Here is a 15,528-nt window from a genome sequence, read left to right on the forward strand (position 1 = left end):
GTTACTTTAAGCTTTGAGTCCTGTCAGTGCGGTATGTCCTGACCCAAACTGATCGGTCTCGATACCCAGCTGTTGCAACATGCTCACATACAAATTGCACAGGGGTGCGTTGTTGTCGCGGTTGAAGGCAAGATGCTGACCATGTCGAAAACCACCGCCGGCCAACAGAATCGGCAGGTTCGTATTGTCATGCGTATTCGCGTCCCCCATATTACTGCCATACAAGACCATCGTACTGTCCAGCAGCCGACCGAATTCGCCTTGCACGCTCGCAAGTGTTTGCAAAAACTGCTTTAACAGCTTCATCTGACGGCGATCCGCTTTTTCCAGTTGGGCCAAGTGGTCGGCACGCATGCCATGATGGCTCAGCGGGTGGTAAGCAGTAGAACTTTTCTCGCCCCCCTTCAACTGAAAGACGGGCGTTGCAAAAGCATCCACCATTAATGTAACGATGCGCGTGGAATCCGATTGCAGCGCCAATGTCGCCATTGTCAGCATCTGTTCGAATTTTTCGAAAAGTAGAGCGCGGTCTACAATGTCTTTCGGTGGTTCCTGATCAGTTTTCGGCTTGGGACTTTGTTCCCACTCACCGGCAGTGACCAGTCTCTGTTCCAGTTCGCGAATCGATGTGAAATATTGATCGAGTCGCGCCCGATCATTGCGTCCCAGATTCTTGCTGAATTTTTGTGTCGATTCTGAAACGGCATCCAGAATACTGCCACGCCGCTTGAGCTGATGCAGACGCTGTTTGACCTTTGCATCACTCCCCTGGATAAACATCTTTTGAAAGAGGCGGGACGGGCTGTCTTCCGCTGGTAACAAGACGCCGTCTCTGGTCCATGACAGGCTGCGGTTTGCTTTATCAATATTCACACCAAGATTCAGCGTACTGAAACGGGTCTGTCGCCCCAGATGCTCTGCGGCATATTGATCGAGCGAGACCGTATTGCGAAATCCACTACTCGTGGGATGTTTGGCTCCGGTGAGGAAACAGTTTTCTGTCGAGTGCCCTCCTTCGCAGGCGGGATGAGACAAGCCGCTAAAGACAGTGAAATCCTGAGAATATTCCTTAAGTTCCTGCAGGTAGGGCGAGAGCTGGTAATTGGCGCCCGTGGTCTTCGGGAAAAATGGCTTCGGCAAGACTCCTAGATTATTAGAGATCAACAGCATTCGACCGGGTTGCGACTTTCCCGTGAGTGAGGCATCGATCTGTTTCGCACTGCACTCCAACAGCGGTAGAGCCAACGTGACTCCAGCGCCACGCAGAAAACGGCGGCGGGACATCATTTTTGCAGTCTTCGAGCAATTCGTTCTGGAAGTCATAATACTTTTCTTGTCGTTAAGAATGCTGCATCGAGTTTCAAGTATGCTTGTGGTTTCGAAAGCGTTATTCGGAATTTTGCGTCACATCTGATCGTAGATCACTGCCGAGGAAAATCGGGCTTTGAATCAGCGCCAGCAGGAGGTCACGCGTACGATATCCATTCGCGCTGCATTGATCGAGAATGGCTTCAATGGCTGGTCGATCCGAAAACCGGACTGGCGTGCCGGTTGCGTAGACTGTTAACTGTTGGATCAAATTTCGTGCAAGCTGTCGGGGATCGGCCATGAGAATCTGTTTGAGTTCCTGAATATCCCGAAATTTCCGTCCGTCTCTGAGCTGCCCACTGGCATCAATGGGTCCGGCTACACGATAAGCAAATGCATGCCCGGCACGATCGATGCCCGTTACTTTTTCACCACTGCCTAAGCTACGATAGCGCTGACGCCAGGCCCCCATAATATCGAAATTCTCCAGTGCGAATCCAACCGGATCGAAACGGGCATGACAGGCGGCACAAACCGGGTCTTTTGTATGTCGGGCCAACTGTTCGCGAATCGTGGAAGCTCCGCGGATATCAGGTTCAACAGCGGGAACTGAGGCGGGCGGTGGTGGAGGCGGGTCACCCATGATGCGTTCCATAATCCAGGCACCACGTAACACCGGTGACGTCGTAGTCCCGTTGGCCGTGACTTTCATCATCGCTGCTTGTGTGAGCAGACCACCGTAAGGGCTTGAGGCTGGCAAAGAGATCCGTCTTAATTTTGATCCGCTGATCGGTTCCAGATCGTAGTGACGCGCAAGTCGATCATTGATGAAAACATAATCTGAATTCACGAGTGCTGTAACGGGCTGATTATTGCGAATCATGTCTTTAAAAAACGTACGCGTTTCCGCTGCCATCGATTCAATCAGATAATCATCAAAGCGGTACTCCGGATAAAGTCGCACATCGGGCTCATCGCGGCGGATCTCTTTTAAAGACAACCAGTAATCCGTAAAATTCGTCACAAAGTTTTCATTGGTAACGGAATTGAGCAATCGCTGAGTTTCTTTCTGCAAGATACCCGGATCCAATAGCTCTCCTTGTACGGCATGTGCCATCAATTTGGCATCCGGACGCGTATTTCCCAGAAAATGCGACAACCGTGAAGCGATGGCATAATGTCTGTCGAGAGACTCTGACTGAGGTTCCGGGAGATATAAAAACGGTCCGGAGCACAGAAACGCGCTATATCCTGTCAGAAGCGCTTCGGCCAGAGGCGCTCCCTGGTTGAGTTCACTTAATACAAGTCGCTCATATATTTTGATAACATCCTCAGGCGTCGGCTGACGCTGTGCAAGATGAACGAAACGCTTGAGGAGTCGAACCGCATCCTGTTTCGGATGAGTGGAAACCAGTTCAACAGCCAATGAACCTTGACTTGCCTTCCGAATCGGAAGGTTGTCAAAAAGTTGTTTGTGCGAAGGGGGAGGCCATTCTTCCGAGTCAATGGGACCGGTCACTTCCAGCCATTGAAACGCGATTCCCGGATGCCCCCCTTCTGGCATTGGTGGAAAGTCATAATACAGAGGTGCATTCGGCGGATTGATGGCACGGGGAACGGGCAGCCCGAGCAGACTGTACTCGAACGTTTCATTCTGTTTGAGCCTAATGGTCGTTTCGTATTCAGCAACCTGTGGTTGAATATCTAGAATGTCGCGAGTGGCACGGACATCACCTGAAACATCGGCACCGGATCGCTTGCGTGCCCGAAAATTCATGGAAATGGAATTTCGGGCCGGCCTGAGACTGAAATCGGGTAATTGCCGAACCGCACGAGCGGAAAAACGGAGGTGGTACGTACCTGGTTCGACCGCTTTGAATACATCCGGATATCCATAATAAGGCCAGGAAGCCGACCGAAAGATAGCCAGTTCCATTTCCGGGTCGTGTTTATTTTCTTTACGGATGCGTGCCAGATCAGCACCGGTCAATGGAACCATTTGCGAATGCTTCGCGTAAAACATCGCCTCACGTTCGCCGAATGTCTGCGCAGTCAGAAACATGCGTGTGGCAGGCAACCGATGGTGTTCCGGTTCCCGTGGCTTGAGCCCTGAAACAACCGCCTGACGCAGTGCCGCTTCCGTAGCATTAAGATATGCTTCCATCTGAATGCGGGAGATATCGAGGACCTCAGCGACTTTATTACAATGGTGCTGCTCCCGATCCGCGGGCAGCATGTCTTTGATATCAAGATGCGGCAACTTAAGCAGGTCGCGCAGGTTTTGTTCAAATTCATGACGTGTCAGCCGTCGTATAGGGCCCCGTCCTGCTGCGCGGACATCCTGTATGTCTGCTTTAAGGATTGCCTTTGAGAGTTGATTCACCAGAGCCTGGCGTTCTACTGGCGGGAGTTCACTCGCCTCGGGGGGCATTTCTCCTGCAGCAACACGATCATGGATCTGTACCCAGCGGCGACGTAGGTGAGGGTTTTCCAGCTTCCAGTCAACCCGTTCCAGATTGAGTCCGCCTTCCGTCGTCTCGTCATTGTGACAGTCAACGCAAGACTTCAGGATCAGCTGATGAACAACTTCACCCGACGTTGGACTGACAGTGTCTGCTGCAAATCCACTCGGGGAAAATACGATCAGTGTGATGCCCAACCAGATGACAATTCTCCCGATTTGATTGAATTGCAACGCTTGCTGAAGAGACACGCGAATGATCATCATTGTAATGGCTTTCATAAGACCTGGAATAACTCTCTCCGAGTTTGAATTGGTTCGAAGCTTCTTATGCCTCAGGAAGTCCGTGTAGAAACACGCCTTCAATGGCACGTTCACAGGTTGCTTTTAGATGACGTGACATGGCCTCGCCTGCCGCATCTTTATCCCGGCGAATGATTGCTTCCAGGACATCAATGTGTTCCGAATGAATTTGGTCCAGAAAGGGCTCCCAGTCATTCACCAGAACTCGAATGATATGCATCAGGCGATCATAGCGATCCAATTCTGCTTTCAACCGTGTATTCCCGGCTGCATTCGCAATGGCGATGTGCGTTCTTTTATCCAAATCGGAACAGCGAACGCCCCAGTTTTCATCGCGGCTTGCCTGTTGTAATGCTTTTGTGTCTTTCAGGAGTTGTTCAATCTCGTGCAAATCAATGCAATCACAGGCGCAGCGTACGGCTTCCACTTCCAGGATTCGACGGACGTGATAGATTTCTCGAATCTCGGGAATCCCAAACGGCGCAACCACGGCACCGCGGTTCGGAATCAATTCGACCACGCCAATCCCCGTTAATTCAACGATGGCTTCCCGGACTGGCGTACTACTCACTCCATATTGTTTTGCCAGATGCTGCACTTTCAAACGCGTTCCCGCCTGATACTCCCCTGTAAAAATGGAGAGCAGAATCTGACTGAAGATATCGAATCGAAGTGAGCCTACATTTAACCGATGCGCGGTGAGTGATGCCGGCGGATTCATTGTTAAAACTCCTCAATTTGAGATGTCTGAGAAACGAAAGATGAGATTCATTTCAATTGGCCCTCCAATTACACATTATGCATAATACATCATTTTGACCACTCAACGCCAATGTAGATGGTCAGAGTAGAAAACCTAAAACCTGTGATTACCAAACCCTCCCTACTTCTGTCGCTACTTAAACACCAATCCACCATATTTAATTACCGTATCCTTCTATATAACAGACATTTACATTCCTCGTTCGAAAGACGCACCCTGACAAGAATCATGAATTAAATCTCGCCTTATTGACATTAAACATTATGCATTATATATTATGCATAATAATTAGCAAGCTATCTCCCAGAACAGTGGCGTCAGATGTTCAATCTGTCGACGGAATATTCTTTCTTTGCTGTCCTTTCAATTCATTAATTTCTTTCTTGAGGAGCGCTCAAATGATGATCCGAACTCAAAAACGCGGATTTACTCTGATTGAATTACTGGTCGTGATCGCCATCATTGCCATTCTGATTGCGTTATTGCTACCCGCAGTACAACAAGCACGTGAAGCGGCTCGCAGATCCAGTTGCAAAAACAACCTGAAGCAATTGGGTCTGGCGTTACACAATTACCATGATGCACACACGCGATTTCCCCCGGGAATGCTTTACCGGGTCAAAATTCCCGGTACTTCAAGTACGAAGCGAACCCCCTTCTGCCTCTTCCTGTTGCCGTTCATTGATCAGGCCAACATTTACAACCTCTATAATCACAATGACAGTTGGCACCTGACCTCAAACGACCCGGCCCGCATCATTCCCATTCCAACGTGGCAATGTCCCAGCGACAGGGAAGCGATTTTTCCTTTCCAATTCTATATGGCCGGTGAAAGTATTCGAGGAAACTATGGCCTGAACTGGGGCCGCAATACTTTTGCAAATCAGGGCGTTGCGTCTCCCTTCAATAATATTTTTGGTGCCAAGTTTCGTGATATTACAGACGGAACCAGTAATACACTGGCTATGATGGAAATGCTAAAACCTGCGACAACCGCCTGGGACCTGCGTGCCTGGATCTGGAACGATGAGCCAGACGCGTATCCGTTAATGACGCGCGTCAGCCCCAACTCTTCCTCTCCCGATCTAGTTACCCGATGCGTTAACGAGGCTGGCCGGTTGCCATGTGTTGCGGAAGCCACCCCCGGCAATCGCAGTGTTGCAGCGCGCAGCATGCACACCGGTGGCGTGCATACTCTGTTGTGTGATGGCTCGGTTCGATTTGTCTCAAATAATATCGACCTCACAACCTGGCAAAGCCTGAGCAGTATGGCCGGTGGCGAAGTGATCGGAGAATACTAAACGAACCTGATAATGTACTGGCTCAATTCTATTTCATTTTCGCAGATGAGGAATGGTATCATGATGCCCTATAAGCTGATTTACCTCTCGCTATTCGTCCTCTCGCCCCTTTCAACTGGTTGTGGATCGGGCGACCATGTTCAAGGACTGGAAATTAATGGTACTGTCAAACTGGAGGGAGAGATGCTCTCCTCTGGGGCAATTACCTTGATCCCGGTAGGACCAGGTACATCAGTAGGAACTACGATTACAGACGGAAAGTATCTGATTGATTCCAGCGACGGAGCACTGGCAGGGGAATACCGGGTCGAAATTGATTCCAGCCAATCGACTGGAAAGAAAGTCCAGAGCAGCGTTGGTGATGCATTCGAAGAGGAGTTTCAGAATGTCATTCCGGAGAAATACAATCGAAAAAGCATCTTGAAAGTCATGGTCACGCAAGACGGAGATCATGTTCATGACTTTGAATTAACAAGCAAACCGTAGTCCACTCGCGATGCTAAGCGGCATTCGACTGAGAGTCTGTGGCACGCTTTTCTGCCGTCTGCAACACGGGCCCCTGCTTAAGCTGTTCTGCTTTCTTTTTCATTCTTTTATGGCGTCCGAATCGATGTGCCAGATCCAGTGCCCAGGGAGCCAATCGTTTCACGTAATACAAGAGATAGGCGAACCACCCAACCAGACACAGTCCTTTATCCTGGTAGATGGCTTTGATCGTTTTTAGTGCGACGACTTCGGGTGTACTACAGAGCCAACGCGGAGGCACGGGTGTTTTTTTATCTGCGCGTCCACAGGGAGCCGTTTCAAATAATCTCGTCGTTACAGGACCGGGGCAGATCGTCGAAACACCCAGTCCCTGCCGACTGTATTCCGCTCGCAGGGCTTCACTGAACCCGAGCAAACCGAATTTACTGACTTGATAGGCGCTGAACCGAGATCCGGAAACGAGCCCGCAGATGCTGGATACATTCACAATGTGAGCTTCGGGCCGATTGATTAGTGTAGGCAGTAGTTCGCGCGTCATCTGAATCGGTGCGAGTAAATTAATCGCCAGCAACCAGTCCCACTGTGCGGCAGTCATCGTATGTGTGGGGCCGTAAAACGCGACACCAGCATTATTGACTAAGATGTCAATATAACCCCACTCATCGAGTACAGCTTGCACTGCATTGGTGATCTGCTGCGGCTCAGACAAATCACAATACTGAGAGAAAACCTGAGAACCCAGCAGAGATGCGGTTTCCACGGTATCAGCAAGCCCACTCTCATCAATGTCAAGCAGAAAGAGATCAACGCCTTCCGCCGCTAATTGAAGCGAGATTTCTCGGCCAATCCCAGCTGCAGCCCCCGTTACGAGTGCTCTTTTCCCACATAAACTCTGCATCGCTCACTCTGACTCCTCTGTCCAAATTCCATGCCCGAGCGAGGAGTGTATGAGATACGGCGAAAAGGGTAAAGAGTTTCTTCAGGGGTTCTGAGCAAACTGAGATCACTCGTTCACGGTTGAATCATCACCGATGACCTCGTGCAGCTGTTTTAGAACAAAATGAGGCTCCAGCCCCATTTGCTGACACACAAATTCAAGAGATTTTCCCTGGCAAGACTGATCAATTCCCAATGATTCCAGAACGCCCTGAACTTGGGGATACTCCATGACCCACTCGACCACGCTGGATTCCAACCCAAGGTTTGTCATCATTAACCATTCCTTTCAAGGACAAAGAAGATGTCTCGCCCCATCATAGCAGATCTCCCGTGGATTCAAATCCGATCACGGTTTTCGGGAAACATCAAGAATTGTTTATCCTTTTAAGGCTTCCCGTTTTTCCTGGATCAGCTGAATATGATGTGGAATATGATTGGTAATCCGATCCAGCAAGTCAGCAATGGTCAATTTGCCATCACGAGAATGAAGACCCGACCGCTGAAACTGATCCGGACTGAGTGTTTTCAGGATTCGAGCGGTATGCCGACGCACGGCAGTAATCAGTTGCAGTTCCTCTTCAATATCCCGATGCTCGTACGCCAGCCGTTCCGCGAACAGATTCGGATCACCTTCTGGTAATGGGGGATTCTCTTCCGCAATGATCCACTTCATCCGATCGGCATACACCGGTTCGAAATCTGCAATATGACAGATGACCTGCCGCGTCGACCATTTGCCCGGTACGGGAGCCGCGTCTATTTCCGCAGCCGTCATGCCGGCAATCGACTGGCGTAATGCTTCTGGCCCGGCAAGATACTCTTCAATCCGTTGTGCGATATCCATAAGTCACTCAAATTCAGTTTGAAAAAAAGGTTTGAACCGAACGAGAAACGAATTCCACGTTCGTAGAGACGCCTTTATTATCGTCTCCAGGTCGCCGATGTTCAACCACGTGGATCTTTCAATCTGTTGAGTCACGGAAGAGACAATTCTCAATTACGACGACGAGGAGGACGGCGACTAAGCTGAGACTTTCCGATGCCCCCCTTGATGGTTCCATCTTCGTTCTCTTCCGCAGTTTTGCCCAAAACGATATCAAAGTTGGCAGCCAGTTCGCCGAGCTTGGATTGAGGTAACGGTTTGAAATCGACCAGAATCGATTTGCGCAGTTCGGGCTCTCTGATCTGGCGATAAACGCCATCTTCCGAGTTGAGTTCATGACCGTTAATTAATAACTGTGTCGTCAGAATGCGTTTTCCGTTTTTGCTGACGGCGACATGAATGTGCGGCGTACGAAACCCGCGACCAGCCCGATAGGGAACCGGTTTAATGGTGCGGAAGTAATACTGCCCTTTGGAATCGGTCAGAAAACGGCCATAGCCTTGAAAGTTTCCGTCCCGGCCATCTTTGTTTTCGCCACGCGTATGAATATAGGAAGCTTTGCTGTCCACCTGCCAGATTTCGACGAACGCATTTCTGAGCGGTTGTCCTTTGGCATCCAGCACTTTGCCGGTCAGATGAGGATTTCTCCCACGGCGGGCGTGATCGAGTCATTAATGACCAGCAAATCGTTATCGGTATCCAGTGGCATTTTGTCTGGATAGAACGGACCTTCCGTCATCGCAGGCGTCCGCGTCAATTCTTCAGCCATAAGTCCCGGCGTGGTAAACGCCGCCACACTGAAAGAAGACCATTTCAAAAAATCCCGTCGATCCCAATCTGGTAATTGAAAATTCATCATATGTCCTCTGGTCGCTATTAGAATCAAAGTTTACCGGTAAAGCATTCTAACATGAAACACACAGAACGGAAACAGGTTTCGTCGAAAGATGAATTTTTCGTAACGCGATGATTTGATTAACCTCAGTTCCTGCAGGAAAGCAAGTCCTGCATCGGATCAAGCTCAAATGTGTTGGGAATGGTCACCTCGATTCTGCTACGCCCATCATCATAAAACTTGATGGAATTAGAAGGCATGTCTCCCGCATCCTGTTTGACTAAGATGACATTTTTGTCTCGAACTACAAAAAAATGTTCCTTAACCCGATCCTGTTCTAGAGTGACAAACATCAAAACTCCATTTTCCAGTCTGACAGATTGTACCCGATGAAATAGAGTGGTCTTGGCCAAAGGATGGGGTGCCTTGAGAAACTCTTCGCCGTTACGGGCTGTGATCATTTCTAAATCTTGTTCCTGCAGGCCTTTTTCTGCATCGTCTGCGAGAAACAACACCGAGCAACAAAATATAATCACAATAACGGATGAAGTGGTCGTAAGCAGATCTTTCATTGAAGCGATCTCCCACTTTCGATGCCTGCGAAAGCGATCATTTGAAATGTTGGATACGATGGAAAGGCTGAAAAGAATCAACCTTCTTACCTTACTGGTTACTTGACTCTGTTTGACATTTCTAAGACAGGGAACGTTCCCGATTTTTGCTTAAAATTCCTCCCCTTTCTGAAATTGAAAAAATAAGTCGTTATGCTGTTTTAACTTGACCGCATTAAAACCTGTAATGTAATTCGAAATCGAAACGGAAATATTGCGAAGAATCTGGAAAAGTGGTGAAAAACATTTCATATTCCTGCTTCTGTAAAGTTCCCGGTTAACTACTCCTGTTGTTTTACATTTGATAAGATAGGTACCACAAACGCATATTAGAGATAAAGATCCGCTTTTAAATATGATCCGCGCGATCTTTTAGCCTACCCTGTTTATCATCTTTTAGTGAGGACCTGCACCTTGAAGATCTTTTCTCCCTGTACTGCTCTGGCCCTGATGGCCTGCTTCTGTTTCAACCTGTCCAGCAGCCCCTTGGATGCTGCCGAAGTCACCAAAGCACAACAGGCACAAATCTCGAAAGCCAGCGGTGAAATGGCGGCGGTTGCCAAACGCTTCCTCGCATCACTGACCGAAGAACAACGCAAGCAGGCTACATTTAAACTGGACGATAAAGAACGCACGAACTGGCATTTCATCCCCGACTTCGCCATCAAACCCGCAGCTGTCCGCAATGGTCTGCCAATGACCAAGATGACTCCCCAACAACGCATCTTTGCAGTCACACTGCCTTCCACCGCGTTGTCACACCGGGGCTATCTGGAAATGATGTCGATCCGGGCTCTGGAACAGGTCCTGTTCGAGCTGGAAGGCAAAGACTATCGCAACCCCGAACTGTATTATGTCTCGATCTTCGGAAAACCCGACGCCAAAGGAACCTGGGGTTGGCGATTCGAAGGACATCACCTCTCGGTCAATTTGACCATCGTGGACGGCAAGAAATTTTCAGTCACTCCTTCCTTTTTCGGCTCCAACCCGGCGACCGTCAAACAGGGCCCGCTGAAGGGAGTCGAAGTTCTCAAGCAGGAACAGCAGCTGGCACTGAACCTGGTCAAATCGTTCAACCCCGATCAGCTGGCGATTGCCACGATCGACACATCCGGACTGGATAAAAAACTGTTGGCCAAAAGCGTACTCAAAGAAGTCCTGACAACCGACGATCCCGTCGTCGACAAGGGACTGGTGGAACACAAAGGCATTGAATATGCCGACCTGGATCCCAAACAGCAGAAACAACTGCTGCGTCTGGTGAATGTCTATCTGCAGCGTTTCCGACCGGAGCTTCTCAAAGGGACACGCTATCTGGGGAACCTCAGAGACGGTGACCATCTCTACTTTGCCTGGAGCGGCGGCCAGAAACGGGGCGAATTCCATTACTACCGAATTCAATCCAAAGTCTTCCTGATCGAGTTTGCGAACACACAGAACGACGCCAATCATGTGCATGCCGTCTGGCGCGAATTCGACGGCGATTTCGGCCGTGATCTGCTCAAAGAGCATTTCAAAAATCATCATCAGAAGTAAACCAGATCACATGATTTGACAATCCAATTTTCCCAAACAGGGAGAGCGCCCGCCGTTCTCCCTGTTTGCATGCGCATCCAAAACGTGAGCGGCACGGCGCTAGCCGCCGGTCAATTGCTAACAGACGAATGACTGAAAAAAAAACGAACCACAACACAAACCGCCTCCCACATTCGGCGGCACTGTTGGCTTGCCCAACAGTGAAGAGCTATCACATCTCATCCCCATAACAAAGCCCCCGTGTGCCACCGCTCGGGTTGTCCGACGGTGCCTGTTCTGCATCCCAATCCCCGATAATTCACCAGTCGGCTCACTCCATTTTCCAAACACCTCATACATAAAATAAACAAACCAACCCTGAGCGGGTCGGCGCTAGCCGCCGGTCAATTACTAACAGACGAATGACTAAAAACAAAACGAACCACAACACAAACCGCCTCCCACATTCGGTGGCACTGTTGACTCGACCAACAGTGAAAAGAAATCACATCTCATCCCCCCATAAAAAAGCCCTCGCGTGCCACCGCTCGGCTTGTCCGACGGTGCCTGTTCTGCATCCCAATCCCCGATAATTCACCAGTCAGCTCACTCCATTTTCCAAACACCTCATACACAAAAAAACAAACCAACCCTGAGCGGCACGGCGCTAGCCGCCGGTCAATTGCTAACAGACGAATGACTGAAAACAAAACGAACCACAACACAAACCTCCTCCCACATTCGGTGGCACTGTTGGCTTGCCAACAGTGAAAAGAAATCACACCCTACCTCCACCTGTTGATCCCATCACCGTCCCCCGCAACATTGCATAAAATGAACTTGACTCCGACCTGCCGTTCCACATGCTGATGCGGAGATAACGTCGCGCGCGTGAGAGTCACTAACAGATTCACTGAAACATCCCGCAGCAGTGCCACAAGCACACTATTAAACCCACTGGTTTCAGACCGATTTTCAAAACCGCTGCTCAGATACACCCCCGCTATCGATGGCTTTCGCAGACACTTCCTAAGCGTTCCCAGGAACTTCATAAAACTTCGCAGTACGTTCAATTGACGTTCCAGGAAACAATTCACGTATCCCCCTTGACTGCCCCGCACCCCTGCAGAAAATAGTTCACACTCACATCGGACAAACCCGACAGCCAGGTAACAGCCCGTTAAATGAGATCCAACCACGAGTAAAAAAAGTAGGGTCAGCCCTATGTGGCTGCCCGCCAGAACCAGCACACCCATCAGAAAAAAACCTCACAAAATAAAACTAACCCCACCCTGAGCGGCAAAGCGTTCGCTCACGTTTTTCCCACCCGTGGGTCAAGGAACACAAATTCTACCCGATCCCCACTGAAACGCTGAGATGAATATCTTGAAGCGGATGGGATGAGCAGGGAATACAAGAGACTGGCCGATCAACAATTTAAACCAAATTAAGAAAGTCGAGGCAATCATGATGGAAACGAGAGACAATTTTTTGCATTCAAAGTACCATCTGTTAAACTGATCAGATCGAACTAAAGAAAATACCATCAGATGTATTTTTTCCGGAAGGCTTGATGTTGGCTCCTAATCACCCGCAAGTTTCAACCCGATCATTGTTTGGATACATGGTTACGGTTATGTCGTGGGCATTCGAACTTGGACTCGTAGCTCTGCAGATTTTTTCGAACAAGAAACCGGGATTCGCCGCGCTTACAGTGCTTTTGATTTTGTCTGGCGGCATGACAGTATTTTTGATGGTTCGCGGAAAACGTGACTTCGCTCGGTTGCGATTAACCAAAGGGCGTATTGAGTTGAGTGGAATTCAAGCAATATTAGTTACTATTGTCATGGTTTTGTTTGGCGGAACACTTGGCTTGATTGCGATGAGTATTGTGAATCAATAAATATCCACTAAGAATGAGCCCAATCAAATCTAACAAAAATCGCCAGAGAACATGCTGTTGAAATTTCCTGACAGCATTGAACTACGGTACTGGGTTTGGGGGTTCATTCACATAGGCAAACCGAAGGGCTACGCATCACCATGGCGTACTTCGATTGGTTAAAAGGTGTCAGGAACCTTATTTTAAGGTTCCTGACACCTTTTAACCAATCAGCATTTTTTCTTGACTTCTGATTTCTGCTTTCACAAACTCACACTGGCATCATCGGGAATAGATGTTCCCGGAATGATTCGGCCTCGTTCCCGTTCGACTCATCTAATCAGGAGACGACAATGATGAAGAATGTACTACGTCTGCTAGTCTGTGTTACAATCCCCCTGGTTATCAGCGAGCATCGCGCGGCGGCGGAAGAGGCCCCCCCTGCCGAGGTGGGGCGTTATCAGGCCGTCACGTCATTCGATGGTCGCATTTTTGTTCTGGATACTGCGACCGGGCAATGCTGGAGTCGCTCTTCACGCGGCACCTGGCACGATGAGGGCAACCCGACCCGAATGAATCCGGGCAGGCAAGCGAACAAGACTCCTGAGCCGCCGCTGCTGCTGAAATTACCTTCCGACTCGGTCGAGATGACGATCATTCAACGTGAAGAACGTGCGGTGCCGGGCTCCGACGGGACGGTGATGCTTCGGCTTGGAGACATTACCGAAGGCCAGGTTTTGCTGACGGTCATCGCAGCCGATGGTACAGTACTACACAAACGGACTTCGGTCAAGCAGGGTGATCAGATCCAGTTTGTTGTGGGAAAGAAGCAATACGTCCTGAAGATCACAGAAATGAGAAACTTTCTCCTCGGAGATGACTTCGCCAAAATCAGGATTCAAGAAGCGGACAAGGGAAATTCAAAGGACAAGCTGCGATCTGAGAAACAAGAACCATAAGATCGGCCGTTGTTCATCTTCATCAAACCAGTCAAAATCAACACTGGATAGAAAACCCTGTTCAATTAATCGACGTTCCGGAGTCGTTCAAAGGTTCCAGTAACCTTAAATTTATGTCCCCCCTCCCAGGAGTGCGGTCAGTTTTGACTCAAATCGGGGCAGGTGCTGTTTCGGGCGGATGTTTGAATTGACGACGTAGTTCGCAAACATCAGCAGGCGGGCGATGACGAAGCTGTCGAGTTGCTTCGATGATGTGAGCGGCCAGTCGAGCAGTTCCTCGTAGCCGCGCCGAAAGGCATTCAGTAGCGTTTCGTAGTCATCGCTGAACCTTATGTGATACATGGCCGTGCCGATGTCCTGTTCGGGGAACCCCCAGGTAATGTCTTCGAAGTCGTACAAGCCCAGGCGCTGGCGATGGACCTTGATGTTGCAGGGATGCAGGTCGTTGTGAATGACGGTTGGCTTCCCGTTTTTCCAGAGTCGTTGAATTGCTCGCTGGGCGCGTTTCGTCCCTGTGCGAAACAATTCCTGACGTTTCTTGGGAAGCAGACTTCGATCGCGTCGGGACAAAATCGTTTCTTTGTCCCAGTAGTAGACGCGATCATTGGTCAGAATCTGAAATCCGTTTCGCGGTCGGAACGATTGAGACGCCTTGTGGAGTTCGGCAGCACAACGTCCCAGACAGTGGTAGGAACGTGCGGTTGGCGCGTTCTCCAGGTGGCGGCCGGAGAGCCAACGGGTGAGTGCAAGATGTGCTCGCTCCGGAAGCCAGCAACTGTTGATTTGGGTAATCAACGCTCCACGGATATTGGCCAAAGGGGATTCGACTCGTAAATTGGTGTGCTGAGAGAGATAATCGAGAAACTGTAATTCTCCGTACATTTGCGAGAGCACATGCTGTTGGGGGTTCTGGAATTTTGCTGCGTAGCTGCAAGCGTTCGTGTCCACTCGAAACACGGGCCTGGATCCGTCAGAGACGAGGCGAATGGACTTCACATGGATCGGGTAGTCTGCAAGCGCATCCCAAAGGGCCCTGCGGTATCTGCCAAGCTGCCCGCGTTTCGTAAGTGATTGAAACTCTCGCATAGTTGTTCCTTGTGCCATTTCTCGACCTCGCCTGCCCGACAGCCACTATTAATTATAAGACAGGTGTGCCATACAAAACTTTCTTTCCGCCTTGATCAATTGTGACTCATTGCCGAGATCCTGGCGACTCTGATTTAATGAATCCTGCCCCTTTTCATCCGCTTTACACACCAACCCTACTGTGGATCTCGATCTG

The 15,528-nt window shown here is 49.6% G+C and carries 15 protein-coding genes; 5 read left to right on the forward strand and 10 right to left on the reverse strand.

All coding sequences use genetic code 11. The features are described from left to right. Positions 1–6: 6 nt before the first annotated feature. The 3 genes from Pan241w_RS19975 to Pan241w_RS19985 all read right to left on the reverse strand — a co-directional run bounded on the left by Pan241w_RS19975 (position 7) and on the right by Pan241w_RS19985 (position 4,793). On the reverse strand, positions 7–1,323 hold the full coding sequence (locus Pan241w_RS19975) for a DUF1552 domain-containing protein (protein WP_145219253.1): 1,317 nt from the start codon (positions 1,321–1,323) through the stop codon (positions 7–9). 64 nt (positions 1,324–1,387) lie between these two features. Further along, positions 1,388–4,051, reverse strand: coding sequence for a DUF1592 domain-containing protein (locus tag Pan241w_RS19980; RefSeq protein ID WP_145219255.1), 2,664 nt, complete (start codon positions 4,049–4,051; stop codon positions 1,388–1,390). Between the two features lie 46 nt (positions 4,052–4,097). Further along, on the reverse strand, positions 4,098–4,793 hold the full coding sequence (locus Pan241w_RS19985) for a GntR family transcriptional regulator (protein WP_145219256.1): 696 nt from the start codon (positions 4,791–4,793) through the stop codon (positions 4,098–4,100). Positions 4,794–5,233: 440 nt separating this feature from the next. On the opposite strand from Pan241w_RS19985, the gene Pan241w_RS19990 reads away from it, so the two are divergent. After that, positions 5,234–6,136 carry a DUF1559 domain-containing protein gene (locus Pan241w_RS19990; protein ID WP_315940498.1) on the forward strand — a complete coding sequence of 301 codons (903 nt, stop codon included), beginning with the start codon at positions 5,234–5,236 and terminating at the stop codon, positions 6,134–6,136. Positions 6,137–6,196: 60 nt separating this feature from the next. Next, positions 6,197–6,622 carry a hypothetical protein gene (locus tag Pan241w_RS19995; RefSeq protein WP_145219258.1) on the forward strand — a complete coding sequence of 142 codons (426 nt, stop codon included), beginning with the start codon at positions 6,197–6,199 and terminating at the stop codon, positions 6,620–6,622. A 13-nt stretch (positions 6,623–6,635) separates the two neighbouring features. On the opposite strand, the gene Pan241w_RS20000 is transcribed toward Pan241w_RS19995, so the two are convergent. The 6 genes from Pan241w_RS20000 to Pan241w_RS20020 form a co-directional block, all read right to left on the reverse strand. Further along, positions 6,636–7,520 carry an SDR family NAD(P)-dependent oxidoreductase gene (locus Pan241w_RS20000; RefSeq protein ID WP_145219259.1) on the reverse strand — a complete coding sequence of 295 codons (885 nt, stop codon included), beginning with the start codon at positions 7,518–7,520 and terminating at the stop codon, positions 6,636–6,638. A 105-nt stretch (positions 7,521–7,625) separates the two neighbouring features. Next, positions 7,626–7,835 carry a hypothetical protein gene (locus tag Pan241w_RS20005; RefSeq protein ID WP_232107207.1) on the reverse strand — a complete coding sequence of 70 codons (210 nt, stop codon included), beginning with the start codon at positions 7,833–7,835 and terminating at the stop codon, positions 7,626–7,628. A gap of 102 nt (positions 7,836–7,937) precedes the next feature. Continuing rightward, positions 7,938–8,405: a DinB family protein gene (locus Pan241w_RS20010; protein WP_145219260.1), complete on the reverse strand. Its 468-nt coding sequence runs from the start codon at positions 8,403–8,405 to the stop codon at positions 7,938–7,940. Between the two features lie 149 nt (positions 8,406–8,554). Continuing rightward, positions 8,555–9,067 carry a dioxygenase family protein gene (locus Pan241w_RS20015; protein ID WP_232107208.1) on the reverse strand — a complete coding sequence of 171 codons (513 nt, stop codon included), beginning with the start codon at positions 9,065–9,067 and terminating at the stop codon, positions 8,555–8,557. Positions 9,068–9,075: 8 nt separating this feature from the next. Beyond that, positions 9,076–9,303, reverse strand: a complete 228-nt coding sequence (locus Pan241w_RS30085) for a hypothetical protein (RefSeq protein WP_232107209.1) — start codon at positions 9,301–9,303, stop codon at positions 9,076–9,078. A 122-nt stretch (positions 9,304–9,425) separates the two neighbouring features. Beyond that, positions 9,426–9,851: a hypothetical protein gene (locus Pan241w_RS20020; protein ID WP_145219261.1), complete on the reverse strand. Its 426-nt coding sequence runs from the start codon at positions 9,849–9,851 to the stop codon at positions 9,426–9,428. Between the two features lie 453 nt (positions 9,852–10,304). On the opposite strand from Pan241w_RS20020, the gene Pan241w_RS20025 reads away from it, so the two are divergent. From Pan241w_RS20025 to Pan241w_RS20035, 3 genes are all read left to right on the forward strand, one after another. Further along, positions 10,305–11,426, forward strand: a complete 1,122-nt coding sequence (locus Pan241w_RS20025; protein ID WP_145219262.1) for a DUF3500 domain-containing protein — start codon at positions 10,305–10,307, stop codon at positions 11,424–11,426. 1,552 nt (positions 11,427–12,978) lie between these two features. Next, a complete protein-coding gene (locus Pan241w_RS20030; protein WP_145219263.1) occupies positions 12,979–13,308 on the forward strand; it encodes a hypothetical protein in 330 nt (109 codons plus the stop codon). Between the two features lie 332 nt (positions 13,309–13,640). Then, positions 13,641–14,246, forward strand: a complete 606-nt coding sequence (locus Pan241w_RS20035) for a hypothetical protein (protein WP_145219264.1) — start codon at positions 13,641–13,643, stop codon at positions 14,244–14,246. A 111-nt stretch (positions 14,247–14,357) separates the two neighbouring features. Here Pan241w_RS20035 and Pan241w_RS20040 read toward each other — a convergent pair whose 3' ends face one another. Then, a complete protein-coding gene (locus Pan241w_RS20040) occupies positions 14,358–15,332 on the reverse strand; it encodes a phosphotransferase enzyme family protein (RefSeq protein WP_198000042.1) in 975 nt (324 codons plus the stop codon). Positions 15,333–15,528: the final 196 nt, after the last annotated feature.

The sequence above is a fragment of the Gimesia alba genome (assembly GCF_007744675.1).
GTDB classification, from domain to species: domain Bacteria; phylum Planctomycetota; class Planctomycetia; order Planctomycetales; family Planctomycetaceae; genus Gimesia; species Gimesia alba.